We start from the raw sequence: 26,006 nt of genomic DNA, 5'->3' as shown, positions 1-26,006 counted from the left end.
CCCGATTGCCTCTGATAACCACAAGCGAAGAACCAGGAGACACGAATGAAAAAGAACCCACTCGCGCGGCTTGCTTCAATTTGTTTCGCGGTCGCCGCCGGCGCCGCCGTCACAATGGGTAGCGCGCAAGCGGCTGACGATGCCGTAAAGATCGGCTTCGTTACTGACATGTCGGGGTTGTATGCGGACATCGACGGCCAGGGCGGCCTCGAAGCGATCCGCATGGCCGTTGCCGATTTCGGCGGCAAGGTGAACGGCAAGCCGATCACGGTGCTGTATGCGGATCACCAGAACAAGGCGGATATCGCGGCGTCGCGCGCACGCGAATGGTTCGATCGCGAGGGCCTCGATCTGCTGATCGGCGGTACGAACTCGGCAACTGGTCTGTCGATGAACACCGTCGCCGGTGAAAAGCACAAGGTGTACATCAGTATCGGCGCGGGCGCCGACACATTGACCAACGAGCAATGCACGCCGTACACGATTCACTATGCGTACGACACCACGGCGCTCGCGAAGGGCACGGGCTCGGCGGTGGTGAAGCAGGGCGGCAAGACGTGGTACTTCCTGACTGCCGACTACGCGTTCGGCAAGGCGCTCGAAAAGAACACGGCGGACGTCGTGAAAGCAAGCGGCGGCCAGGTGCTGGGCGAAGTGCGTCATCCGCTGTCGGCGTCGGACTTCTCGTCATTCCTGTTGCAGGCGCAGTCGTCGAAGGCGCAGGTTCTCGGTCTTGCCAATGCAGGCGGCGACACGATCAACTCGATCAAGGCCGCGAAAGAATTCGGCATCACCAAGAGCATGAAGCTCGCCGCGTTGCTGATGTTCATCAACGACGTGCACAGCCTGGGTCTCGAAACGACGCAAGGCCTCGTGCTGACGGATAGCTGGTACTGGAACAAGGACGCGAACACGCGCAAGTGGGCACAGCGCTACTTCGACAAGATGCGCAAAATGCCGTCGAGCCTGCAGGCCGCCGACTACTCGGCGACCATGAATTATCTGAAGGCGGTGCAGGCGGTCGGCTCCACGGACGCCGACAAGGTCATGGCGCAACTGAAGAAGACGAAGATCGACGACTTCTACGCGAAGGGCTACATCCGTCAGGACGGCAGCATGATCCACGACATGTACCTGATGCAGGTGAAGACGCCGGCGGAATCGAAAGAGCCGTGGGACTACTACAAGATTACCGCGACGATCCCCGGCGACCAGGCGTTTACGACCAAGGCCGAAACGCGCTGCGCGCTGTGGAAATAAGCGCGGCCTGAACGCCTGACGGCTGGCTGTCCGCGCGCGGGCGGACAGCCGGGCGTTTCATATGCTGCGCGCGACAGGCGTCATGAGCGCTCGTCGCGTGCCGGCCGGATCGTGCATAACCGATCTCACCTTGGCAATGGGTTAAGGCTTCAATGGACATCTTTGGCATTCCGCTTCCCGCGATGCTGAGCCAGTTGCTGCTGGGGCTCGTGAACGGCTCGTTTTACGCAATTCTGAGCCTGGGTCTTGCTGTGATCTTCGGCTTGCTCAACGTGATCAACTTCGCGCACGGCGCGTTGTTCATGCTCGGCGCGATGCTCGCGTGGATGGGCCTGTCGTATTTCGGCGTGCCGTATTGGGCGATGTTGGCGCTCGCGCCGCTGATCGTCGGCCTGTTCGGCGTCGCAATCGAACGCTCGATGCTGCGTTGGCTCTACAAGCTCGACCATCTGTACGGGCTGTTGCTCACGTTCGGGCTCACGCTCGTCGTCGAGGGCGTGTTCCGTTCGATCTACGGCTCTTCCGGCCAGCCATACGACGTGCCGTCGGCGCTCTCTGGCGCGACCAATCTCGGCTTCATGTTCCTGCCGAACTATCGCGCGTGGGTCGTAGTGGCTTCGCTCGTCGTTTGTTTTGCGACGTGGTTCGTGATCGAGAAGACGCGGCTCGGTGCCTATCTGCGTGCAGGAACCGAAAATCCGAAGCTCGTTGAAGCGTTCGGCATCAACGTGCCGCTGATGATCACGCTCACTTACGGTTTCGGCGTGGCGCTCGCCGCGTTCGCCGGCGTGCTCGCCGCGCCGGTCATCCAGGTGTCCCCGCTGATGGGTCAGCCGATGATCATCACCGTGTTCGCGGTGGTCGTGATCGGCGGGATGGGTTCGATCATGGGCTCGATTCTCACCGGGCTGATGCTCGGCGTGATTGAGGGACTGACGCGCGTGTTCTATCCCGAAGCGTCGGCGACCGTCGTGTTCGTGATCATGGCGCTCGTGTTGCTCGTGCGACCGGCGGGTCTCTTCGGCAAGGAAAAATGATGCAGAGAAAAGTGCTCTACGGTTTGTTGCTGCTCGTGCTCCTTGCGGTGCCCGTGCTCGGCATCTATCCGCTCTTCGTGATGAAAGTGATGTGCTTCGCGCTCTTCGCCGCAGCGTTCAATCTGTTGATCGGCTACACGGGGCTGCTCTCGTTCGGACACGCAATGTTCCTCGCCTCGGCCGGCTACGTTACCGGCTATGCGATGCAGACGCTCGGCTTCTCGCCCGAGCTCGGTGTGCTTGCGGGCACCGTTGCAGCCACACTGCTTGGTTTTATTGTCGGCATCTTCGCGATTCGACGCCAGGGCATCTACTTCGCGATGGTCACGCTCGCACTCGCGCAGATGGTCTATTTCGTGTTCCTGCAAGCGCCCTTCACGCATGGCGAAGACGGGCTCCAAGGCGTGCCGCGCGGCAAGCTGTTCGGCGTGCTGGACCTTTCGTCGGATGTCGCCTTGTACTTTGTCGTGCTGGCGGTCATGGTGCTGGCCTTCCTGTTGATCGTGCGGATCGTGCATTCGCCGTTTGGGCAGGTGCTGGTCGCGATCAAGGAGAACGAGCCGCGCGCCGTGTCGCTCGGCTACGATACCGATCGCTTCAAGTTGCTTGCGTTCATTCTGTCGGCCGGCCTTGCGGGACTCGCGGGTTCGCTGAAGGTCGTGGTGCAGGGCTTCGAAACGTTGAGCGATGCCTACTGGACGATGTCCGGCCTTGTCGTGCTGATGACGCTTGTTGGCGGCATGGGCACCTTGTTCGGCCCGCTGCTCGGCGCGGCGCTGATCGTCGCGCTCGAGGATCGTCTCGGCGATATCGGTGGCGCGCTGGCGTCAACGACCGGCGTCGAATGGTTCCGCTCGCTGGGTGAGTCGGTGACCATTGTGACGGGCGTGATCTTTATCGCATGTGTGCTCGCGTTCCGGCGCGGCATTGTCGGCGAGATCGTCGCGCGCGTGCGGCCATTACGCGCTTGATGATTAACCGCATCGGATATTGCTTCGGCGTCCGATGTAATTGCGCTGCTATGCAGTATGACGACTAAACCGGGCTTAGGCCCTTATTTGCGCGAGCCCGGCGAACGTCGATCAAACCCGCCCCAATTCAGTGCCGCAGTGCACCACTAGGGTAATTGCTAGTTGTAGCATGCGGGGTGCTCGTTTAACCTTCATGCAGTTCTGATGAACCACGAATTTGCAGGTGGAGAACGAGGAGACATGAGGCACTAAGTGCCCACACGGAAGCGCTGTTGGATTGATATCCAACAGCGCTTTTTATTTGCGCTCTTGAAAATGCGCCATTCAATTTCTTTGCTAACTCCGCGACCTTTTTATGTCGCCGAGAATTGTCCCGGTTCTTCCCCCGCAGTGCCGCAAAATGCTTGCCGCGCGCGGCTTGCGTCCGCTACACTCCCTATTCACCGACCGCTGGGTCGGGATTTAAATCACGAATTTAAATTGAATTGTTTTAACGGGGCATAGAGGAGCGGGATGAAGTCGGCATTGCGTTGGATCAGCGCGGCATTGGTCGCCACCGGAGTATCCGCAGCGTGGAGCGGCCATGCATTCGCGGACGTGAAAATCGGCGTCACGGTGTCCGCAACGGGGCCGGCGGCATCGCTCGGAATTCCCGAAAAGAACACGATCGCGCTGCTGCCCAAGGAAGTGGCCGGCCAGAAAATCGATTACATCGTGCTCGACGACGCCACCGATTCGACCCAGGCCGTCAAAAACACACGCAAGCTTACGAGCGAAGATCACGTCGACGCGCTGATCGGCTCAACCGTCGTGCCGAATTCGCTTGCCATGATGGACGTCGCGGTGGAAAGCGCCACGCCCGTGATCTCGCTGGGCGCTGCTGCAGGCATCGTCGAGCCGATGGATGCGAAGCGCGCGTGGGTCTTCAAGACGCCGCAGAACGACATTCTGATGGCCACGGCCATCGCTCAACACATGGCCAATCATGGCGTGAAGACGGTGGCGTTCATCGGTTTCGCGGACGGTTATGGAGAAAGCTGGTTCAAGGAATTCGGCAAGGCAGCTGATCTGGCGAAGATCAAGGTCGTCGCGAACGAACGCTTCGCGCGTAATGACGCTTCCGTGACCGGCCAGGTGCTGAAGATCATGTCGCAGAATCCGGACGCGGTGTTGATCGCTGGCGCAGGCACGCCGTCCGCGTTGCCGCAGAAGACGCTCAAGGAGCGCGGCTACAAGGGCAAGTACTATCAGACGCATGGCGTCGCGAATAATGATTTCCTGCGCGTGTGCGGCAAGGATTGCGAGGGCACGTATCTGCCGGCCGGCCCGTTACTCGTCGCGGAGCAACTGCCCGATTCGAATCCGGCGAAGAAGAGCGCGCTCGCCTATAAGCGGGCGTTCGAAAGCGCATATGGTGCCGGCTCGGTGTCCACTTTCGGCGGTCACGCATGGGACGCCGGCTTGCTGCTGCAACGCGCGATTCCGCTCGCGCTGAAGAAGGGTCAGCCGGGCACACCCGCGTTCCGCGAGGCGCTGCGCGCAGCACTTGAAGGAACCAAGGATTTGTCTGCGTCGCACGGCATCTTCAACATGAGCGCGAACGACCATGCTGGCCTCGACCAGCGGGCGCGCGTGATGGTGGAGATCGTCGGCGGCAAGTGGAAATTGTCCGGCGACTGAGCAAAGGCGAAGCGATAGGGGATCTCACACAAAAGACGCGTGCAGTTGACGCGTCTTTTTTATTGCCCGTGTTGCACGAAAAGTGTGGCTGTCCGGCTTCAGGACAAACCCGCATTTGGGTTGCAGGCTATTGACCGTCAATGATGCACAACGCAATACTACTAACATGTTAGTGTTTTGACGGCGAACGGTCACGAGGGCGTCTCAAGGAATCGCAGCAGCAGGCAGTGGCGGCACGCAGCAGGGAGTGAGATAAAAACGGCGAGGGCATTCGCGTTGAGCAGGGAAAACCATGCTTGGCACACCCGGACCCTATAACTAGATTCAGACACCCGGCCCATGAGTCGGATTTCAGATACGCGCTTCGAAGCGTTTGGAGACTTGCAATGACAAAGACAAAGCAATGGGTACGCACGGGCATCGCGATGGCGTTGATGTGCGGCGCGGGCGCAGCATTCGCACAGGTGAAAATCGGCGTGACGCTATCCACCACGGGGCCGGCTGCATCGCTCGGGATTCCTGAAAAGAACACGATTGCACTGTTGCCCAAAGAGATTGGCGGCAAGACGGTGCAGTACATCATCCTCGACGATGCATCCGACACGGGCAAAGCCGTGCAGAACACGCGCAAGCTGATCGACGAAGATCACGTCGACGCGATTATCGGTTCGACCGTCACGCCGAATTCGCTTGCCATGCTCGATCCTGCTTCTGAAGGCAAGACGCCGATGATCTCGCTGGCCGCGTCGGCCGCGATCATTTCGCCGATGGATGCGAAGCGCGCATGGGCCTTCAAACCGCCGCAAAACGACAGCCTGATGGCCGACGCCATTGCCGATTACATGGAGCATCACGGCGTGAAGACCGTCGGCTTCATCGGTTTCGCGGATGCCTACGGCGATAGCTGGAACAACGTGTTTACCGCCGCGGCCAACGCACACAATCTGAAGGTCGTTTCGAACGAGCGATTCAACCGCACGGACGCTTCAGTGACTGGCCAGGTGTTGAAGACCATGGGCGCGAATCCGGACGCAGTGCTGATCGCCGGTTCGGGCACGCCGTCGGCGCTGCCGGCCAAGACGCTAAAGGAGCGCGGCTATAAGGGGAAGGTCTATCAGACGCACGGCGTCGCGAATAACGACTTCCTACGCGTGTGCGGGAAGGACTGCGAAGGCGAAATCCTGCCGGCTGGTCCGATCCTCGTCGCCGATCAACTGCCCGATTCGAACGCAGTGAAGAAGTCGTCGCTGGCTTATAAGGCTGCGTACGAGAAGGCCTATGGGGCCGGTTCGGTATCGACGTTCGGCGGCCACGCATGGGACGCCGGTCAGATGCTGCAACGTGCGATTCCTGAAGCGCTGAAGACCGCGCAGCCGGGCACCGAGGCATTCCGCGTCGCACTGCGCGGGGCGCTCGAAAACATCAAGGAGTTGCCGGTGTCGCACGGCATCATGAACATGACCACGACCGAGCACAACGGCCTCGACAAGCGCGCACGCGTGATCGTGCAGATCGTCGACGGCAAGTGGAAACTGCAAAACGACTAATACAAAGCGGTACGCGCCTCTCGCAAACTGCGGCGCATGACGCCGCATTGCCATTCTGTTCGATGACAATTGCACCGACCGCCGCGCCGTGCTCCGGCGCGGCGGTTGCCTTTCAGGCATTGCAGGTCGATGGACGGCGGGGGTTCCACCGCCACGACCGTTTCCAGTTTCGATTTCGACGCTTCAGGACGAGGAAGTATGGATCTATCAATTGCGGCGATCCTCGCGCAGGACGGCATCACCACGGGCGCGATCTACGCGTTGCTCGCGCTCGCGCTGGTGCTGGTGTTCTCCGTGACGCGGGTGATCTTCATCCCGCAGGGGGAGTTTGTTTCGTATGGCGCGCTCACGCTCGCCGCGCTGCAAACTCAAAAGTTTCCTGCCACCTGCTGGCTGCTGATGGCGATGGGCGCCACATGCTTTATCGTCGAACTGGCGGGGCTTGCGCGGCACGCCGAACGGCGCCGGCACGCGGCCCGCACGCTGGCCTTGCTGGTCGGCAAATACCTGTTATTTCCAGTCGCGGTCTATGCGCTCACCCAGGGCGTATTCCTGCAGCCACTGCCGATGATCGCGCAGATCGCATTGACGCTCCTGATCGTCATTCCGATGGGGCCGTTCGTCTACCGGCTCGCGTATGAGCCGATCGCGGAGGCGACCACACTGCTGCTGCTGATCGTCGCGGTGGCGGTGCACTTCGCGATGGTCGGCCTGGGCCTCGTGATGTTCGGCGCGGAAGGCTCGCGCACCACGGCATTTTCGGACGCGACGTTCAACGTCGGCAGCCTGTCGATTTCGGGGCAAAGCCTGTGGGTCGTCGGCACCGCCGTTGTGTTGATCGGCGCGCTGTATCTGTACTTCGACCGCTCCATTTCGGGCAAGGCGTTGCGGGCGACTTCGGTGAACCGGCTCGGTGCGCGGCTCGTCGGTATCGGCACGACGCAAGCGGGGCGCCTCGCGTTCACACTCGCCGCAGGGCTTGGCGCGCTGTGCGGCATCCTGGTCGCGCCGTTGACCACCATCTACTACGACTCGGGCTTCCTGATTGGTCTGAAGGGCTTCGTGGGGGCGATTATCGGCGGGCTCGTCAGCTATCCGCTGGCGGCGGCGGGCTCGATTCTCGTCGGCCTGCTGGAGTCGTACTCGTCGTTCTGGGCAAGCGCATATAAGGAAGTGATCGTGTTCACGTTGATCATCCCGGTGCTGCTCTGGCGCAGTCTCGCCAGCCCGCACGCTGAAGAGGACGAGGAGTGACGCGATGAAACGGATCATGAAAAACAAGTTCTTCTGGCTGTTCCTCGTCGTGCTGTTCGCGTTGCCGGTGTTGCCGCAGCCGATTCACGTGCCCGAGTACTGGGTGACGCTGCTCAACTACATCGGCCTCTATTCGATCGTTGCGATCGGGCTCGTGCTGCTGACGGGCATCGGCGGGATGACGAGTTTCGGGCAGGCGGCGTTCGTGGGCATCGGCGCATACGCGACCGCGTATCTGACGACGCGCTACGGTGTCTCGCCCTGGCTTGCGTTGATTGCGGGAGTGCTGGTGACGGCATTGGTCGCGCTGATGCTCGGCCTCGTGACGATGCGTCTGTCCGGCCACTTTCTGCCGCTTGGCACGATCGCGTGGGGGCTCGCGCTGTTCTACCTGTTCGGCAACCTCGAAATGCTGGGCAAGTACGACGGCATCAACGGGATTCCGGTGCTCAACGTTTTTGGCATTGAGTTGGAATCCGGCCGCCATATCTATTACCTGATCTGGCTGGTGGTGCTCGGCGCGGTGGTCTCCCTTCAGAATCTGCTTAACAGCCGCCCCGGGCGGGCGATTCGCGCGCTGCGCGGCGGCGGCATGATGGCCGAAGCGATGGGCGTGAATACGGCGTGGATGCGCGTCGTCATCTTTGTCTACGCGGCGGTGCTGGCATCCGTTTCGGGCTTTTTATACGCGCATTTGCAGCGCGCGGTGAATCCGACGCCGTTCGGTTTGAATCACGGCATCGAATTTCTGTTTATGGCCGTGGTCGGCGGTGTATCGCACGTTTGGGGCGCGGTGCTGGGCGCGGCGATCTTGACGGTGTTGCAGGACTATCTGCAAACGCTGCTGCCGAAGCTGCTGGGCGAGAACGGCAATTTTGAAGTGATCGTCTTTGGCCTTCTGATGGTGCTGTTGCTGCAATACGCGCGGCAAGGCGTTTGGCCGTTCGTCGCGCGCTTCTTCCCACGTGGACCGCGCGCGCATTTGCCGGAGCAAGCAGAGGCGTTGCCGCAACGCAGCAAGCCGACGGCCGGCGAGAACCTGCTCACGGTTAACAAGGCCCGCAAGCAATTCGGCGGTCTTGTCGCCGTGAACGACGTCAGCTTCGACGTGAAAGCCGGGCAGATCATCGGATTGATCGGCCCAAACGGCGCGGGCAAATCGACTACCTTCAATCTCGTAACGGGCGTGCTGCAAGCCACTAGCGGCGAGATCACTTTTCGCGGGGAGCGCATCGACGCGCTCAGTTCACGTGAAATCGTCAAACGGGGAATCGGCCGCACGTTCCAGCACGTCAAGTTACTGCCGGGCATGACGGTGCTCGAGAACGTCGCAATCGGCGGACACTTGCGAGGACATGCGGGCGTCTGGCGGAGCGTTGTGCGTTTGAACAGTGTGGAAGAAGCGCGCCTGATGGCGGAGGCCGCTCGCCAGATTCGCCGCGTCGGACTCGAGCAGCACATGTACGACGAAGCGGGAAGTCTCGCGTTGGGACAGCAGCGGATTCTTGAAATCGCTCGTGCATTGTGCTGCGATCCGACTTTGCTGCTGCTGGACGAACCCGCGGCCGGTTTGCGGTACCAGGAAAAGCTGCAACTGGCAGATCTGCTGCGCCGGCTAAAGGCGGAGGGCATGAGCGTGCTACTGGTCGAACACGACATGGACTTCGTGATGAATCTCACCGATCGGCTAGTCGTCATGGAATTCGGCACGCGTATCGCGGAAGGTCTGCCGCAGGAAGTGCAGCAGGATCCGGCGGTGCTCGAAGCGTATCTCGGTGGGGTGGAGTAATGGACAACATCATGAATGCTGCCGCACCGATTCTCGACGTGAACGGTTTGTCAGTCCGGTACGGCAAGGTTGAGGCGCTGCACGGCGCGGCGATCACGGTGCGGCCTGGTCAAATAGTGTCGGTAATCGGTCCGAACGGCGCGGGAAAATCCACCCTGCTCAACGCAATCATGGGCGCTTTGCCGACCACGGGTCACGCGAAGGGCGCGGTGGTGTACCAAGGCGAAGACGTCAGTGCGGTGCCGGTCGAGAAGCGCGTGGCCCGTGGCATGTGCCTCGTGCCGGAAAAGCGCGAGCTATTCGCGTCGATGACAGTCGAGGACAATCTCGTTCTCGGCGCGTATCGGCGCAAGCGCGCGGGTGAGCGCAACTTTCTGGACCAGCTCGAGCCAGTATTCGAGCTTTTTCCGCGCCTGAAGGAACGCCGCAAGCAGGCGGCGGGGACGTTGTCAGGGGGCGAACGCCAGATGCTGGCGGTCGGTCGAGCATTGATGGGCAAACCGGACTTGCTGATGCTGGACGAACCGAGCTTGGGTCTGGCGCCGCTGATCGTGAAGGAGATTTTTCACATCATTAACGCGCTGCGTCAGACCGGCGTGGCGACGCTCCTGATCGAGCAGAACGCTCGCGCAGCGTTGCAGATTTCCGACTATGGCTACGTGCTCGAGACAGGGGAGTTGGCGCTCGAAGGGGCGGCGGCTGAGCTTGCGCAGAATCCTCGGGTGATCGAAACGTATCTAGGGCTCGCAAAAAAGGCGGCGTGACTTGCCGTTGAGTAGTCGAGAGCGGCGTGTTTCACGTGAAACACGCCGTTTTTTTACGTCTTGGCCATTCCGCCGAATTCGGGGCCGAAACCGAACCCGCTATAATTCGCCAATACATTTTTCCTAGAAGGCTCACGCGGCGATGCGGCGTGAGATCCGCGATGCTTTTTCCCACAGAATTTGACGTAATCGTCGTCGGCGGAGGTCATGCTGGCACAGAGGCGGCTTTGGCCTCGGCGCGCATGGGCAATAAGACGCTCCTGCTGACCCACAACATCGAGACGCTCGGGCAGATGAGCTGCAATCCGTCGATTGGCGGCATTGGCAAGGGCCATCTGGTCAAGGAAGTCGACGCGCTCGGCGGTGCGATGGCGGCCGCGACGGATGAGGGCGGTATCCAGTTCCGGATCCTCAATTCGTCCAAGGGCCCCGCCGTACGCGCGACGCGTGCGCAGGCCGACCGTCTGCTCTATAAGCAGGCGATCCGTCATCGGCTGGAGAACCAGTCGAACCTGTGGCTTTTCCAGCAAGCGGTGGACGATCTGTTGGTGGAAGGCGATCGCGTCGTCGGCGCAGTCACGCAGGTGGGGATTCGTTTCCGCTCGCGCGCCGTCGTTCTGACGGCGGGGACTTTCCTCGACGGCAAGATCCACGTGGGATTGAACAACTACACGGGCGGCCGCGCCGGTGATCCGGCGGCTGTGTCGTTATCGGCACGTCTCAAGGAATTGAAGCTGCCTCAAGGCCGCCTCAAGACAGGGACGCCGCCGCGTATCGATGGCCGTACGATCGATTTCTCTCAGCTCGAAGAGCAACCGGGCGATCTTGACCCGGTTCCGGTGTTCTCGTTTTTGGGCCGCGCCGAGCAGCATCCGCGGCAAATGCCGTGCTGGGTCACGCATACGAATGAGCGCACGCACGACATTATCCGTGGCGGGCTCGACCGTTCGCCGATGTACACGGGCGTGATCGAAGGGGTGGGGCCGCGGTATTGCCCGTCCATCGAGGACAAGATTCACCGCTTTGCGTCGAAGGAATCGCACCAGATTTTTCTGGAGCCGGAAGGCCTGATTACGAACGAGTTCTACCCGAACGGAATCTCTACGAGCCTGCCGTTCGACGTGCAACTTGAACTGGTGCGGTCGATGCGCGGTCTTGAGCACGCGCATATCCTGCGGCCGGGCTATGCAATCGAATACGATTACTTCGACCCGCGCGGGCTGAAGGCGTCGCTCGAAACTAAAGTGATAGATGGCCTGTTTTTTGCGGGCCAGATCAACGGCACGACGGGCTATGAAGAAGCGGCGGCGCAAGGTCTGCTGGCTGGCATCAACGCGGGTCTGTTCGTTCAGGGCAAGGACGCATGGTGCCCGCGTCGCGACCAGGCCTATCTTGGCGTGCTGGTCGACGATCTGGTGACGCGAGGCGTGTCCGAGCCGTATCGAATGTTCACCAGCCGGGCAGAGTACCGGTTAAGCCTGCGAGAAGATAACGCCGACATGCGGCTCACAGAAATGGGCCGGCAGCTTGGCGTCGTGGACGACGTGCGCTGGGATGCATTCAGCCGCAAGCGCGACGCTGTTTCACGTGAAACAGAGCGATTGCGGGTAACTTGGGTGAATCCTAAGACGTTAGCCGCTGACGAAGCGACTGCCTTGCTCGGTAAGCCCATCGATCACGAGTACAGCCTCGCCGATCTCTTGCGTCGCCCGGGCGTAACGTACGACGGAGTCTGCGGGCTCCGCGGCGGTGCCTGTGCCGCGCCTGAAACCTTGGCAGACGACGAAGTATTGCTGGCTCAGGTCAAGGAACAGATCGAAATCGGGATCAAGTATCAGGGCTATATCGACCGCCAAGCGGATGAGATCGAGCGTAACGAAGCGCACGAAAGTACGCGGCTGCCTGACGCGTTTGACTATGCGGAAGTTAGAGGGCTGTCGTTCGAGGCCCGTCAAAAGCTCACGCAATTTCGTCCCGAGACTATTGGTCAAGCGTCCCGCATCTCGGGGATCACGCCGGCGGCCATCTCATTGCTGATGGTTCATCTCAAACGCGGCTTGGGGCGTCGTCCGGCGAAGCCCGCCGAACCGGGCGCGGACAGCAAGCCGGTGGCGCAATGACGTCGAAGTCCAAAGGAAGCGACCGGGAAGCATTGGCGCCAGTTCTCGCAGACGGCGTGCGGGAACTCGGCCTCGAGTTGAGCGACGCGCAATTGGGCAAGCTGCTCGACTATGTGGCGCTTCTGGCTAAATGGAACGCCGTCTACAACCTGACGGCGATCCGGGATCCGGGCCAGATGCTGATTCAGCACATCCTCGATTCGCTTTCGATCGTGTCGCATCTGGCGGAGCGCAGCCCGCGCTCGGTGCTCGACGTCGGTTCAGGCGGTGGCTTGCCAGGCATCGTGCTGGCGATCGTTCGGCCCGACTGGAGCGTCACAGTGAACGACATCGTCCACAAGAAGACGGCTTTTCAGGCTCAGGCCAAGGTCGAACTCGGGCTCGCTAATCTCTCAGTTGTCACGGGGCGTGTGGAGACGTTGCAGCCCGGCGCCGAAGTACCGGCAAAGTTCGACGTAATCGTCTCGCGAGCATTCGCAGAGCTCGCCGATTTCGTTACACTGGCCCGTCATCTGGTTGCGGAGCAGGGCGCGATTCTGGCGATGAAAGGGGTGCGTCCGGACGGCGAGATCGAGCGCCTGCCGGCAGGCGCCCACGTGAAAAAGATCGTTCGACTGAACGTGCCGTTCCTCGACGCCGAGCGCCATCTGATCACGGTGCTAGTGGATGAAGCCAGCTAAGCGTCGCCGCTCGCGCGCGCCGCTATCCAGAACTGACAACGTAACTACTTCTTGAAGCAGAAAAGGGACACTCCGACGATGGCAAAAATTTTCTGCGTTGCGAACCAGAAAGGTGGCGTCGGCAAGACGACGACGACAGTCAATCTGGCGGCGAGCCTGGCAGCGCAGGGACAGCGAGTGCTTCTTATCGATCTGGACCCGCAGGGCAACGCCACCATGGGCAGCGGAATCGATAAGGCGGCATGCGCAAACACCGTCTACGAAGTGCTGGTGGATGGCGTCTCCGCGGCTGACGCGCGGATGCGGCCGGAAGCTGTCGACTATGACGTGCTACCCGCCAACCGGGAACTCGCCGGCGCCGAGGTCGAACTGGTCAGCGTGCAAAACCGCGAACGTCAGCTAAAGGTCGCGCTTGTCGCGATCGAAAGCGAATATGACTTCGTGTTGATCGACTGTCCGCCGGCTTTGTCTCTGCTAACGCTCAACGGCCTGTGCGCCGCACATGGCGTGGTGATTCCGATGCAATGCGAGTACTTCGCGCTCGAGGGGCTGTCCGATCTGGTCAACACGATCAAACAGGTGCACGCCAACCTCAACCGTGATTTGAAGGTGATCGGCTTGTTGCGCGTCATGTACGACCCGCGCATCACATTGCAACAGCAGGTTTCTGATCAATTGAAAGAGCATTTCGGCGACAAGGTGTTCGACGCGGTGATTCCGCGTAATGTGCGTCTTGCCGAGGCGCCCAGTTATGGTTTGCCGGGCGTGGTGTTCGACCGGGCGTCGCGTGGCGCACAAGCCTATGTGCAGTTCGGCGCGGAAATGATTGAGCGGGTGCGCGCACTGAATGACGCGCCCCTGGCATCCTAAGCGGATCGAGGAAGCACGATGAATGCAGTAGCAAGAAAGAAGGGATTGGGCCGCGGCCTGGAAGCGTTGCTCGGCGGTAGTGCCGACATCACCGAGGCCGTGGTGATCGAGGGTGCGCCGAACGTGCTGCCGCTCAGCAAAATGCAGGCAGGCAAGTATCAGCCGCGCACGCGCATGGATGAAGGCGCATTGCAGGAATTGGCGGCCAGCATCCGTGCTCAGGGATTGATGCAACCGATCCTCGTGCGGCCGGTTTCGGCGGACAAGTATGAGATCATTGCCGGCGAGCGACGTTTCCGCGCGGCTCGTCTGGCGGGTCTGGAAGAAGTGCCGGTGCTGGTCAAGGACGTGCCCGATCAGGCCGCCGCAGCCATGGCGCTAATCGAGAACATTCAGCGCGAGGATTTGAATCCGCTGGAAGAAGCGCAGGGCATCCAGCGTTTGCTCGACGAGTTCAATTTCACGCACGAACAGGCGGCAGAGTCGGTCGGCCGGTCGCGCAGCGCCGTGTCGAACCTGCTACGTCTGCTCAACCTCGCAACGCCGGTTCAAACGATGTTGCTCGCCGGCGATCTCGACATGGGTCACGCGCGCGCATTGCTCGCAGTAGATGCGGCGACGCAGATCACATTGGCCAACCAGGTCATTAACAAGCGCATGTCCGTGCGCGAGACCGAAAAGCTGGTGACGGCAACAACAAAAGCGGCGCCGACGGTCAAGGCGCGCGCCAATCCGGACGGCGGCCGCGATACTAGACGCCTGGAAGAAGAGTTGTCCGATCTGCTCGCCTCGACGGTGAAGATCAAGCTCGGCCGGCGCGGTCGCGGACAAGTGCTTGTCGACTTCGGCGATCTGGACGCGCTGGAAGGCATTCTTGTGCGGCTGCGCGGAAATGCCACAGCTTAAGCTTTTGATTGCTTGAGATTGACTACGTGAGCGGCGCTGCGAATTGCTTGCGCGCCGCTTCCGTGATGCAGTGGCATTGAGTCGCGGCGTGCTGGCGAGTTGTCGGTGGACCAATTTGCTCGCGCGCCGAAAGTATCCGGGAATCCTAACTAACTTCGACATCGACGATAATACGCTCGCTGCGCCCTTGGCGCGCGTCCAAGGGGAGAGAAGGGGGGCCTCATGCAGGCGCGACCCCGCAAAAAGCATCTCGCCGTGCCCGGAGCAAATCACAATAGTTGTTTGTTGCATTTTCGAGACGTCCACCGCAACGTTTTTCAGGCCAATCGACGAAAGTGGAATGAGATCATTCCATGCGCATGTTTTGCCCCTGTCCAGCCGCCTTACATTTGACGTGCTGCCCTTTGCCATGAAGGCTTTTCCACATCGCGAAGCGTCGTTTCGCTCCGTTTATTGAACGGCCTAAAGTCTTGAATTGCCTGCAACTATCGCTTACAATCGCCCGGATTTAATTGCACGGCAACCCCGTAAGCGCAGCGAAAGCTCGCTGCTCGGAACGAGACTTTCGGAACACTGCGATGGCTGTCAAAGCGTCGAATCAAGCGCCGAAAAGTGGGCGCGACGAACACCGCGATGAACGCACCGTTTCGGATGCGTCCTCCGGTCAGCATGCCACGCACGAAGAACCGTGGGATGCCGAGCAAGATAACAATATCGTTCCGCTCACGCGGGCCGAAGCTGAAAAGCTGTTTGGTCCCAATGTGAGTCGTCCATCGCGCGTTACGCCTTTCAAGGTCGTGGCGGCGCAAATGGTCTTGTCCCTGGGTGCAACGTTGGTGTGGTGGCTGTTCTATGAGCCGCCGGGCGCTGCTGCGCTGTCCGCGTTCCTGGGGGGGGCGATCTGCTGGGTGCCGGGCGCATTGTTCGCGGCGCGGCTGAGAACGCTGAGTGGCGCCGAAACAGTGATGAGCTGGATGATCGGCGAAGCGCTCAAGATGGGGACAACGATCGCGATGTTTGTAGCCATCGCCTTCTGGTATCACGACGTACGCTGGGTTCCGCTGCTCGTGACTTATCTCATCGCGCTCAAGACGTACTGGATTGCGTTGGCGTGGCGTTGACACCCCGCGAAGTAGCAACGAGGTAACAGCAAAAGATTTGAAGCCGGCGCGAGGCGCCGGTAAGAGTGTGCGGATGACACGGTCCGCACCCGGCGCGTTCCCGCAATAGAGCTTTCGGCGGGCGCGGCCTAAGACGATTTTCGACAATTTGGGTGGCTTTAACGATATGGCAGCTAGCGAAGGCACGCGCGCAATGGATCCGTCCGAGTACATCGCGCACCACTTGCAGAACTTTTCCACCGGGCACCAGACGTCGATTTTCGACATCCACGTGTGGAATCTGGACACCCTTTTCTGGTCGATCGTTTGCGGTCTGGCCACTATTCTTATCCTGCATTTTGCTGCCCGTAAGGCAACGTCCGGCGTGCCGGGCCGTTTCCAGTGCGCGATCGAAATGCTGGTCGAAATGGTCGAAGATCAATCGAAGTCGATGATCCACGGCACGCGTACGTTCATCGCACCGCTGGCGCTGACCGTGTTCGTCTGGGTCGCGTTGATGAACTCGCTCGACTTTATCCCCGTCGACTTGCCGGGCCACGTAATCGACTGGCTGGGTCTGTCGCAAGCCATCCCGCACCACCGCATTGTTCCGACTGCCGACCTGAACGGCACGATCGGCATCGCTCTCGGTGTGTTCGCGCTGATGATTTACTACAACTTCAAGATCAAGGGCGCCGGCGGCTTCGTGCACGAACTGCTGTCCGCTCCGTTCGGCGCGCATCCGCTTCTGTGGATCCCGAACCTTGCACTGAACATCATCGAGTTCGTCGCGAAGACGGTCTCGCTCGGCATGCGGCTGTTCGGCAACATGTACGCGGGCGAACTGTTGTTCCTGCTGATTGCCCTGCTCGGCAGCATCTGGAGCTTCGGCGCGGACACGACGGTGCTTGGCTTCATCGGCCATGTGATCGCCGGCAGCGTGTGGGCAGTCTTCCACATCCTGATCGTTCTGCTGCAGGCGTTCATTTTCATGATGCTGACGCTGGTGTACATCGGCCAGGCACACGACACGCACTGATCCGCGTTGTCGCTAAAGAATCGTAGTTTTTAAATCCCAGTTCCAACCAGTTCTAAAAAGACTTTTCACAAAGGAGTGATCATGCAAGCTTTCATCGCCAACATCCAGGGTCTGACCGCCATCGGTATCGGCATCATCATCGGCCTGGGTGCAATCGGCGCCTGTATCGGTATCGGCCTGATGGGCGGCAAGTACATTGAAGCATGTGCTCGTCAGCCGGAACTGATGAACCCGCTGCAAACCAAGATGTTCCTGCTGGCTGGTCTGATCGATGCGGCGTTCCTGATTGGCGTTGGTGTGGCAATGCTGTTTGCGTTTGCGAACCCGCTGCTGGCAAAGCTGGCAGGCTGAGGTTCCTCGGAAGTTTGCGCCTGAGCTATAACTGGTAAAGGCGCAGGGCGGAACGGGCACTTGGGCGCTGATCGAATACAGAATCGATGAGCGCCTTGCCGTTTCACTTTCCGAACTAGCAACGTTTAAGGAAACACCGTGAATCTCAACGCAACCCTGTTTGCGCAAATGGTCGTGTTCCTGATCCTCGCGTGGTTCACGATGAAGTTCGTGTGGCCGCCGCTGATCAACGCCCTCGACGAGCGCTCAAAGAAGATCGCTGACGGTTTGTCGGCTGCTGAAAAGGGCAAGGCAGAACTGGAAGCCGCTCACAAGCGCGTCGACCAGGAACTCGCCCAGGCACGCAACGACGGTCAGCAACGTATTGCTGACGCAGAAAAGCGCGCAGTGGCAGTCGCTGACGAAATCAAGGCTCAAGCACAGGCTGAAGCCGCTCGCATCATCGCGCAAGCGAAGGCCGACGCGGAGCAGCAAGTTGTGAAGGCGCGCGAAACGCTGCGCGGCGAAGTCGCCGCACTGGCTGTGAAGGGCGCTGAACAGATCCTGAAGCGCGAAGTCGACCAGGCAGCGCATGCTGCCCTGCTGAATCAACTGAAAGCCGAGCTCTGATCATGGCCGAACTTGCAACCATCGCCCGTCCGTACGCAGAAGCGCTGTTTGGCGTGGCCGAAGCTGGTGACATCGCCGCCTGGTCCACGCTCGTGCAGGAGCTGGCACAGGTTGCGCGTCTGCCCGAAGTGCTGTCGATCTCCTCGAGCCCGAAAGTAAGCCGCGCCCAGGTCAGCGAACTGCTGTTGGCCGCGGTCAAGTCGCCGCTCAAGGACAACGCGCAAGCGAAGAATCTGGTGCAAATGCTGGTGGACAACCATCGCCTGCAATTGCTGCCGGAAATCGCCGTACAGTTCGAAGAGTTGAAGAACGCCCGCGAAGGGGCGGCCGATGTGCTGATCGTCAGCGCATTCCCGCTCGAAGGCGCGCAATTGAACGACCTCGTCGCAAGTCTCGAACGCAAGTTCAAACGCAAGCTGAAGCCGACGGTCGAGATCGACTCGTCGTTGATCGGCGGCGTACGCGTGACGGTCGGCGACGAAGTGCTCGATACCTCGGTCCGCGCGCGGCTTGCCAGCATGCAAACGGCTCTGACGGCCTGAAGCGCCTCGCGCTGAAGCGGCTGGCACGCAACAGAATTGACTATCAGGAGCGAATAATGCAACTCAATCCCTCTGAGATCAGCGAGCTGATCAAGAGCCGGATCCAGGGCCTTGAAGCGAGCGCAGACGTTCGCAACCAGGGCACCGTGATCTCCGTGACCGACGGTATCGTGCGCATCCACGGCCTGTCGGAAGTGATGCAGGGCGAAATGCTCGAATTCCCGGGCAACACGTTCGGTCTCGCATTGAACCTCGAGCGCGACTCTGTCGGCGCCGTGATTCTTGGTGAGTACGAGCACATCTCGGAAGGCGACATCGTCAAGACGACGGGCCGCATTCTGGAAGTGCCGGTTGGCCCCGAACTGCTCGGCCGCGTGGTCGACGCACTGGGTAACCCGATCGACGGCAAAGGCCCGATCAACGCAAAGAAGACCGACGCAATCGAAAAGATCGCTCCGGGCGTGATCTGGCGTAAGTCGGTTTCGGAACCGGTTCAGACCGGTCTGAAGTCGATCGACGCGATGGTGCCGGTTGGCCGTGGTCAGCGCGAGCTCATCATTGGCGACCGCCAGTGCGGCAAGACCGCAGTCGCAGTCGACGCGATCATCAACCAGAAGGGCAAGAACCTCTTCTGTATCTACGTCGCGATCGGCCAGAAGGCTTCGTCGATCATGAACGTGGTCCGCAAGCTGGAAGAAACCGGCGCGCTCGAATACACGATCGTCGTCGCCGCTTCGGCTTCGGAATCGGCTGCCATGCAGTACCTGGCGCCGTACGCCGGCTGCACGATGGGCGAATACTTCCGCGACCGCGGCCAGGACGCACTGATCGTTTATGACGACTTGACCAAGCAGGCTTGGGCATATCGTCAGATCTCGCTGCTGCTGCGCCGCCCGCCGGGCCGTGAAGCTTATCCGGGCGACGTGTTCTATCTGCACTCGCGTCTGCTTGAGCGTGCTGCTCGCGTCTCGGAAGACTACGTCGAGAAGTTCACCAACGGTGAAGTCAAGGGCAAGAGCGGTTCGCTGACGGCACTGCCAGTCATTGAAACGCAAGCCGGCGACGTGACCGCCTTCGTTCCGACGAACGTGATTTCGATTACCGACGGTCAGATCTTCCTGGAAACCGACCTCTTCAACGCAGGTATCCGCCCGGCAATTAACGCCGGTGTGTCGGTGTCGCGCGTCGGTGGTGCGGCTCAAACCAAGGTCGTGAAGAAGCTGTCCGGCGGTATCCGTACCGACCTCGCGCAGTATCGTGAACTGGCAGCGTTCGCGCAGTTCGCATCGGACCTCGACGAAGCAACCCGCAAGCAGCTGGAGCGCGGCCGCCGCGTGACGGAATTGCTGAAGCAGCCGCAATACCAGCCGCTGCAAGTGTGGGAACTGGCTATTTCGCTGTTCGCCGCGAACAACGGCTACCTCGACGATCTGGAAGTGTCGCAAGTCCTGCCGTTCGAAAAGGGCCTGCGTGAATATCTGAAGTCGAGCCACGCTGACCTGGTCAAGCGCATCGAAGACAACAAGGAACTCTCGAAGGACGACGAAGGCCTGCTGCACACGGCCCTCAAAGACTTCAAGAAGTCCGGCGCTTATTGATCCGCGAGTGATCCGCAAGGCATAAACGGACCTTGAAGCGGCGCGGGCCGCATGCGAATGTTCCCGCGCTGCTTCGATCGCTTTGCATGGGACCCGGGTAAGCGCCGCTGAAGCGCTAACTCGGGCCGACAAGGAGCAAGCAATGGCTGGAATGAAGGAAATTCGCGGCAAGATCAAGAGCGTGCAAAACACGCGCAAGATCACGAAAGCGATGGAGATGGTGGCCGCATCGAAGATGCGCCGCGCTCAGGAGCGCATGCGCGCTGCTCGCCCGTATGCCGACAAGGTCCGCGATATCGCTGCACACATGAGCCGTGCGAACCCCGAGTATCGTCACCCGTTCATGGTGGCGAACGAAGGCGCGAAGACGGCGGGCATCATCCTCGTCACGACCGATAAGGGTCTGTGCGGCGGCATGAATACCAACGTGCTGCGTGCGGCGCTGCAGAAGTTCAAGGAACTGGAAGGCCAGGGCAAGACGATCGAAGCCACTGCGATCGGCACGAAGGGCTTGGGTTTCCTGAACCGTTTGCGCGCCAAGGTGGTGTCGAATGTCGTGCATCTGGGCGATACGCCGCATCTGGAAAAGCTGATTGGCGCGGTGAAGGTGCAGCTCGACCTGTACTCGGAAGGCAAGGTTTCGGCGGTGTATCTCGCGTACACGCGCTTCGTCAATACGATGAAGCAGGAGCCGGTGATCGAGCAACTGCTGCCGCTGTCGGCGGATCAGTTCGAGCGCAAGGAAGAGCAGGGCGCGACGCCGAGCACCCAGTGGGACTACATCTACGAGCCGGATGCGCAGGCAGTGGTGGACGAACTGCTGGTGCGTTATGTCGAAGCGCTGGTCTATCAGGCCGTCGCGGAAAACATGGCATCGGAGCAGTCGGCCCGTATGGTCGCAATGAAGGCCGCTTCGGACAATGCGAAGACGGTTATCAACGAACTGCAGCTTGTGTACAACAAAAGCCGTCAGGCCGCGATCACGAAAGAACTATCGGAAATCGTCGGTGGCGCGGCGGCGGTCTGACCTTGACGGTCAGTTGCACCGCTTCGTGTGCGCCCACAAGGCGCACCGTCCAGGCAACCGGTCTGGGCGATTCCATCGAAACAGCGCCTTTGCGCGAGTGAAGAATTGAGTATCTAAAGGAAAAGCGATGAGTACTACTGCTTTGGTAGAAGGCAAGATCGTACAGTGCATCGGCGCGGTGATCGACGTGGAATTCCCGCGTTCGGACATGCCGAAGATTTACGACGCGCTCATTCTCGAAGGTTCGGAACTGACCCTCGAAGTCCAGCAACAGCTGGGCGACGGCGTCGTCCGTACCATCTGTCTGGGTGCATCGGACGGTCTGCGTCGCGGCACGGTCGTGAAGAACACCGGTAACCCGATCAGCGTGCCGGTCGGCAAGCCGACTCTCGGCCGCATCATGGACGTTCTGGGTCGCCCGATCGACGAAGCCGGCCCGATCAACTCGGACGTGGTTCGCGGCATTCACCAGAAGGCTCCGGCGTTCGACGAACTGTCGCCGTCGACTGAACTGCTCGAAACCGGCATCAAGGTGATCGATCTGATCTGCCCGTTTGCAAAGGGCGGTAAAGTGGGTCTGTTCGGTGGCGCCGGCGTGGGCAAGACCGTGAACATGATGGAACTGATCAACAACATCGCCAAGGAACACGGTGGTTACTCCGTGTTCGCCGGTGTTGGCGAGCGTACCCGCGAAGGGAACGACTTCTATCACGAAATGAAGGACTCGAACGTTCTGGACAAGGTCGCGCTGGTGTACGGCCAGATGAACGAGCCGCCGGGCAACCGTCTGCGCGTCGCGCTGACCGGCCTGACGATGGCTGAGCACTTCCGTGACGAAGGCCTCGACGTGCTGTTCTTCGTCGACAACATCTACCGTTTCACGCTTGCCGGTACCGAAGTGTCGGCACTGCTCGGCCGTATGCCGTCGGCAGTGGGCTATCAGCCGACGCTAGCTGAAGAAATGGGCAAGCTGCAAGAGCGCATTACGTCGACCAAGACCGGCTCGATCACGTCGGTTCAGGCCGTGTACGTCCCTGCGGACGACTTGACCGACCCGTCGCCGGCTACGACTTTCGGCCACCTGGACGCAACAGTCGTGCTGTCGCGTGACATCGCTTCGCTGGGTATCTACCCGGCAGTGGACCCGCTCGATTCGACCTCGCGTCAGATCGACCCGAACGTGATTGGCGAAGAGCACTACTCGATCACGCGCGGCGTGCAGCAAACGCTGCAGCGCTACAAGGAACTGCGCGACATTATCGCGATTCTGGGCATGGACGAACTGGCTCCCGAAGACAAGCTCGCCGTAGCGCGCGCTCGTAAGATCCAGCGTTTTCTGTCGCAGCCGTTCCACGTTGCTGAGGTGTTCACGGGCTCGCCGGGCAAGTACGTTCCGCTGAAGGAAACGATCCGCGGCTTCAAGATGATCGTTGAGGGCGAGTGCGACCACCTGCCGGAACAAGCCTTCTACATGGTCGGCACGATCGACGAAGCCTTCGAAAAGGCCAAGAAGATCCAGTAAAGGTCGGGTGTAACGAAGCGGGCGCCGAAGTCCGCGCGCAATGACTACCGAACCGGTAGTTTTTCGCAGACCCGGCGCTTCTCACTACGCTCAACCCAGCCTTGCATGGGACGAGAGCGAGCGCTAAAACGCTAACTCTCGTCGAGCTTTGCATGGGGCCAGAGTAAACGCTAAAGCGCTTACTCTTGTCGCCACAGGAGTCGACACTTATGGCAACCATTAAAGTAGACGTCGTCAGCGCGGAAGAGCAGATCTTCTCGGGCCAGGCGAAGTTCGTCGCGCTGCCGGGCGAAGCGGGTGAACTCGGCATTTTGCCGGGCCACACGCCGCTCATCACGCGGATTCGTCCGGGTGCGGTGCGCATTGAGGCTGAAAACGGCGACGAAGAGTTTGTGTTTGTTGCTGGCGGCATTCTCGAAATCCAGCCGGGCGCTGTGACGGTTCTCGCCGACACGGCAATTCGCGGCAAGGACCTCGACGAAGCCAAGGCCGAAGATGCGCGCAAACGTGCAGAAGAAGCGCTGCAAAACACGGGCTCGAACCTCGAATACGCGACCGCGCAAGCGGAACTGGCGTACGCGACGGCTCAACTCGCTGCGATCCAGCGCCTGCGCAAACTGCGCGGTCAAAGCTAAGCAATACGTATCAGAGAGAAAGCAGCCCTCGCGGCTGCTTTTTTTTGACCTTTACTTGACGTTTACGGAAAGGTCAGCGAAATTGTGTGCCGGCGCTCCAATTGCGCAGCGAGTAAGCAGCTGCGCCGAGTGCCCGCCGCAGCGAAGCGCTGCGGGTAAGACTTGATGCCGGACGGACCCACGCCGGTGGCACAATCGGTTTCAAATTCATTTCAATAGGGCTATTCGCTCACCGGAGACAGCACCATGGCAACGCAAGTGTCAGGCGAAGGCGCAATCATCGAACCGAAAGATGGCCTGTCGTATGTCCGCGGATCGACTGAGATTCCGTTGAGCGAAGCGACGATCAGCGAGTTTCTGCGCGGCACCGTCGAGCGCTTTCCTGATCGGCCAGCGGTGGTGTTTCGCGAACAGCGGATTCGGTGGACGTGGAAGGAGTTCGCCGAAGAAGTGGACGTGCTCGCCGCCGGCTTTCTGGCGCTCGGTATTGCGAAGGGCGACCGCGTCGGCATCTGGTCGCCGAACCGCGTGGAGTGGCTGCTGACCCAGTTCGCGACGGCGCGCATCGGCGCTGTGCTCGTCAACATCAACCCGGCTTACCGGCTCGCCGAACTCGAATACGCGTTGAACAAGGTTGGCTGCAAGGCTATCGTCGCGGCGGAGCGGTTCAAGACGTCGATGTACCTGGAAATGCTGCAGCAACTCGCGCCCGAACTCGCGACGCAAGCGCCCGGACAACTGCACGCCGCAAGGCTGCCCGAGCTGCGCTACGTCATCCGCATGTGCGACACGGAAACGCCCGGGATGCTGAGCTTCTCCGACGTGATCGAGCAGGGGCGCGCCACGCTCGACGTCGCGAAGCTCGACGCGATCGGCGCGGCGCTCTCGTGTCACGAGGCCATCAACATCCAGTTCACCAGCGGCACGACGGGCAATCCGAAGGGCGCGACCCTGACGCATAGCAACGTGGTCAACAACGCGCGCTTCATTGCGATGGCCATGAACCTGAGCGAGCAGGACGGCCTGTGCATTCCTGTCCCGCTGTATCACTGCTTCGGGATGGTGCTCGCGGTACTGGCTTGCGTGTCGGTGGGCGCAAACATGGTGTTTCCGGGCGAGGCGTTCGACCCGGCCGCGACGCTCGCGGCAGTCGCCGAAGAGCAGTGCACGGCGTTGCATGGCGTACCCACCATGTTCATCGCCGAGCTCGATCATCCGGATTTTGCCTCCTATGACCTTTCGCGGCTGCGCACCGGCATCATGGCGGGCTCGCCATGCCCGATCGAAACGATGAAGAAGGTCGTCTCCAGGATGCACCTGAGAGAGATCACCATTGCCTACGGCATGACTGAAACGAGTCCGGTCTCGTTCCAGAGCTCGACCACCGACCCGCTCGACAAGCGTACTACCACCGTGGGCCGCATTCAGCCGCATCTGGAAGTGAAGATCGTCGATCCGCTCGGCAACATCGTGCCGGTGGGCGAGACGGGCGAGCTCTACACGCGTGGCTATTCCGTCATGCAAGGCTATTGGGACGACGAAGAGAAAACGCGCGAGAGCATCGTGGATGGCTGGATGCACACTGGCGACCTGGCAACGCTTGACGCAGAAGGCTATTGCAACATCGTCGGTCGCCTGAAGGACATGCTGATTCGCGGCGGCGAAAACATCTACCCGCGCGAGATCGAAGAGTTTTTGTTTCGCCACCCGAAGATTCAGAGCGTGCAGGTGTTTGGCGTGCCAGACGCGAAGTACGGCGAAGAAGTGTGCGCGTGGGTCGTGCTGCGTTCGGGCGAACAGGCGACGGCGGAAGAAATCCAGCAGTTCTGCCATGGCCAGATCGCGCACTACAAGGTGCCGAAGTACATTCGCTTCGTGGACGAACTCCCGATGACGGTAACGGGCAAAGTGCAGAAGTTCGTCATGCGTGAACGCATGATCAGCGAGTTGAAGCTGGAGGAAGGTAAGACAGCCTGAACCGTCAGCTGGAGGGAAAGCGTGCGCCACGCGCGCCCATTTCAAGCGCAGCCATCAGGGCAAACCGGAATCGGGAAGCGCGATCCAAACAGCAAGCGACCGCTAAAAGCACGTAAGACGCGCCATTCTTCAGTGCGCAAACGTTTGGCCAGACGAAAAAAAAGCGGGCCTGGAGCCCGCTAAAAACCACACGCTACGGGGTTAGCGCGAGGAGACCAAAGTAGGAACCGACTGAGACGACGACCCTGCGTCGACTACGGCCCCAGCAGGGATGCCCCTTCACAGGGCTTCGGCATACGCCGACCGGCAAGTGCATCGTATCCGCTCACACCACGCACCCAGCCACATCCGTGTTGAAACCGTTGAGGGCATTGTGGGCGAATTAAGCTGGGAGCGCCGTAACAAAGTGTTTCAGGTTGTAACGCCCGCCAGATAAGGCGCTCCGGGACATTTTGCGAAATCGAAACGTTTAAACAGTAACATCTACCGATGACTGCGCGGCAATTTAATACACCCGTTTGATGCTATTCGAGAAGCATAGCGCCGCATAAACTGTTAAGCCGATACCGCATGAAATGGTTGCGTCTTCATCGTTACGCTCAAAAACCGCCGCTGTTACAACCGGTTCGCGCTAACCGACCATCGCAAGAGGATCCCTGGCGACATCAGGTGCGGCGCAACAAACAGCACACACAAACCGCCAGCGCCTAAGGGCCGGTTCAGCGGAC

Annotated in this window: 22 protein-coding genes; all 22 read left to right on the top strand. The window is 60.3% G+C overall.

Annotated features, from left to right (window positions below; translation table 11 throughout):
* Positions 1-45 precede the first annotated feature (45 nt).
* The 22 genes from C0Z16_RS22655 (at position 46) to C0Z16_RS22550 (ending at position 25,278) form a co-directional block, all read left to right on the top strand.
* Positions 46-1,260, top strand: coding sequence for an ABC transporter substrate-binding protein (locus tag C0Z16_RS22655; protein ID WP_102634320.1), 1,215 nt, complete (start codon positions 46-48; stop codon positions 1,258-1,260).
* A 152-nt stretch (positions 1,261-1,412) separates the two neighbouring features.
* Positions 1,413-2,297 (top strand): branched-chain amino acid ABC transporter permease, encoded by an 885-nt coding sequence (locus C0Z16_RS22650; protein ID WP_102634319.1) that lies wholly within the window; start codon positions 1,413-1,415, stop codon positions 2,295-2,297.
* Positions 2,297-3,268 (top strand): branched-chain amino acid ABC transporter permease, encoded by a 972-nt coding sequence (locus tag C0Z16_RS22645; RefSeq protein ID WP_167403554.1) that lies wholly within the window; start codon positions 2,297-2,299, stop codon positions 3,266-3,268. Before C0Z16_RS22650 ends, C0Z16_RS22645 begins: the two co-directional genes overlap by 1 nt.
* Before the next feature lie 513 nt (positions 3,269-3,781).
* Positions 3,782-4,948: an ABC transporter substrate-binding protein gene (locus C0Z16_RS22640; RefSeq protein WP_102634317.1), complete on the top strand. Its 1,167-nt coding sequence runs from the start codon at positions 3,782-3,784 to the stop codon at positions 4,946-4,948.
* A 386-nt stretch (positions 4,949-5,334) separates the two neighbouring features.
* A complete protein-coding gene (locus C0Z16_RS22635; RefSeq protein WP_102634316.1) occupies positions 5,335-6,495 on the top strand; it encodes an ABC transporter substrate-binding protein in 1,161 nt (386 codons plus the stop codon).
* 198 nt (positions 6,496-6,693) lie between these two features.
* A complete protein-coding gene (locus tag C0Z16_RS22630) occupies positions 6,694-7,749 on the top strand; it encodes a branched-chain amino acid ABC transporter permease (RefSeq protein WP_102634315.1) in 1,056 nt (351 codons plus the stop codon).
* A 4-nt stretch (positions 7,750-7,753) separates the two neighbouring features.
* Positions 7,754-9,538 carry a branched-chain amino acid ABC transporter ATP-binding protein/permease gene (locus C0Z16_RS22625; protein ID WP_102634314.1) on the top strand — a complete coding sequence of 595 codons (1,785 nt, stop codon included), beginning with the start codon at positions 7,754-7,756 and terminating at the stop codon, positions 9,536-9,538.
* 11 nt (positions 9,539-9,549) lie between these two features.
* A complete protein-coding gene (locus C0Z16_RS22620; RefSeq protein ID WP_175130702.1) occupies positions 9,550-10,302 on the top strand; it encodes an ABC transporter ATP-binding protein in 753 nt (250 codons plus the stop codon).
* A 161-nt stretch (positions 10,303-10,463) separates the two neighbouring features.
* Positions 10,464-12,422: a tRNA uridine-5-carboxymethylaminomethyl(34) synthesis enzyme MnmG gene (gene mnmG, locus C0Z16_RS22615; protein ID WP_102634312.1), complete on the top strand. Its 1,959-nt coding sequence runs from the start codon at positions 10,464-10,466 to the stop codon at positions 12,420-12,422.
* Positions 12,419-13,102: a 16S rRNA (guanine(527)-N(7))-methyltransferase RsmG gene (gene rsmG, locus C0Z16_RS22610; protein WP_102634311.1), complete on the top strand. Its 684-nt coding sequence runs from the start codon at positions 12,419-12,421 to the stop codon at positions 13,100-13,102. Before mnmG ends, rsmG begins: the two co-directional genes overlap by 4 nt.
* Positions 13,103-13,180: 78 nt before the next feature.
* Positions 13,181-13,972, top strand: coding sequence for a ParA family protein (locus C0Z16_RS22605; protein WP_102634310.1), 792 nt, complete (start codon positions 13,181-13,183; stop codon positions 13,970-13,972).
* A gap of 18 nt (positions 13,973-13,990) precedes the next feature.
* Positions 13,991-14,878 (top strand): ParB/RepB/Spo0J family partition protein, encoded by an 888-nt coding sequence (locus tag C0Z16_RS22600; protein ID WP_102634309.1) that lies wholly within the window; start codon positions 13,991-13,993, stop codon positions 14,876-14,878.
* 578 nt (positions 14,879-15,456) lie between these two features.
* Positions 15,457-15,999: an ATP synthase subunit I gene (locus C0Z16_RS22595; RefSeq protein WP_102634308.1), complete on the top strand. Its 543-nt coding sequence runs from the start codon at positions 15,457-15,459 to the stop codon at positions 15,997-15,999.
* Between the two features lie 166 nt (positions 16,000-16,165).
* The gene (gene atpB / locus C0Z16_RS22590; protein WP_102634307.1) at positions 16,166-17,017 is read left to right on the top strand and encodes a F0F1 ATP synthase subunit A; all 852 of its coding nucleotides are present in this window, start codon (positions 16,166-16,168) and stop codon (positions 17,015-17,017) included.
* An 81-nt stretch (positions 17,018-17,098) separates the two neighbouring features.
* Positions 17,099-17,368: a F0F1 ATP synthase subunit C gene (gene atpE, locus C0Z16_RS22585; RefSeq protein WP_006050844.1), complete on the top strand. Its 270-nt coding sequence runs from the start codon at positions 17,099-17,101 to the stop codon at positions 17,366-17,368.
* 138 nt (positions 17,369-17,506) lie between these two features.
* The gene (locus tag C0Z16_RS22580; RefSeq protein ID WP_102634306.1) at positions 17,507-17,977 is read left to right on the top strand and encodes a F0F1 ATP synthase subunit B; all 471 of its coding nucleotides are present in this window, start codon (positions 17,507-17,509) and stop codon (positions 17,975-17,977) included.
* 2 nt (positions 17,978-17,979) lie between these two features.
* The gene (locus C0Z16_RS22575; RefSeq protein WP_102634305.1) at positions 17,980-18,519 is read left to right on the top strand and encodes a F0F1 ATP synthase subunit delta; all 540 of its coding nucleotides are present in this window, start codon (positions 17,980-17,982) and stop codon (positions 18,517-18,519) included.
* 56 nt (positions 18,520-18,575) lie between these two features.
* On the top strand, positions 18,576-20,117 hold the full coding sequence (gene atpA / locus C0Z16_RS22570) for a F0F1 ATP synthase subunit alpha (RefSeq protein ID WP_102634304.1): 1,542 nt from the start codon (positions 18,576-18,578) through the stop codon (positions 20,115-20,117).
* Between the two features lie 142 nt (positions 20,118-20,259).
* Positions 20,260-21,144, top strand: coding sequence for a F0F1 ATP synthase subunit gamma (gene atpG, locus C0Z16_RS22565; RefSeq protein WP_102634303.1), 885 nt, complete (start codon positions 20,260-20,262; stop codon positions 21,142-21,144).
* A gap of 127 nt (positions 21,145-21,271) precedes the next feature.
* Complete coding sequence (atpD, locus tag C0Z16_RS22560; protein ID WP_020067427.1) at positions 21,272-22,666, top strand: F0F1 ATP synthase subunit beta; 1,395 nt, start codon at positions 21,272-21,274, stop codon at positions 22,664-22,666.
* Positions 22,667-22,875: 209 nt separating this feature from the next.
* Positions 22,876-23,301 carry a F0F1 ATP synthase subunit epsilon gene (locus C0Z16_RS22555; RefSeq protein WP_027799204.1) on the top strand — a complete coding sequence of 142 codons (426 nt, stop codon included), beginning with the start codon at positions 22,876-22,878 and terminating at the stop codon, positions 23,299-23,301.
* A 246-nt stretch (positions 23,302-23,547) separates the two neighbouring features.
* Entirely contained in the window at positions 23,548-25,278 is a 1,731-nt protein-coding gene (locus tag C0Z16_RS22550; protein WP_102634302.1) for an AMP-binding protein, read from the top strand.
* Positions 25,279-26,006: the final 728 nt, after the last annotated feature.

Source organism: Paraburkholderia rhynchosiae (assembly GCF_002879865.1).
GTDB lineage: Bacteria > Pseudomonadota > Gammaproteobacteria > Burkholderiales > Burkholderiaceae > Paraburkholderia > Paraburkholderia rhynchosiae.
The sequence above is the reverse complement of the archived record's forward strand: the minus strand, read 5'-3'. Positions and strand labels throughout refer to the sequence as shown.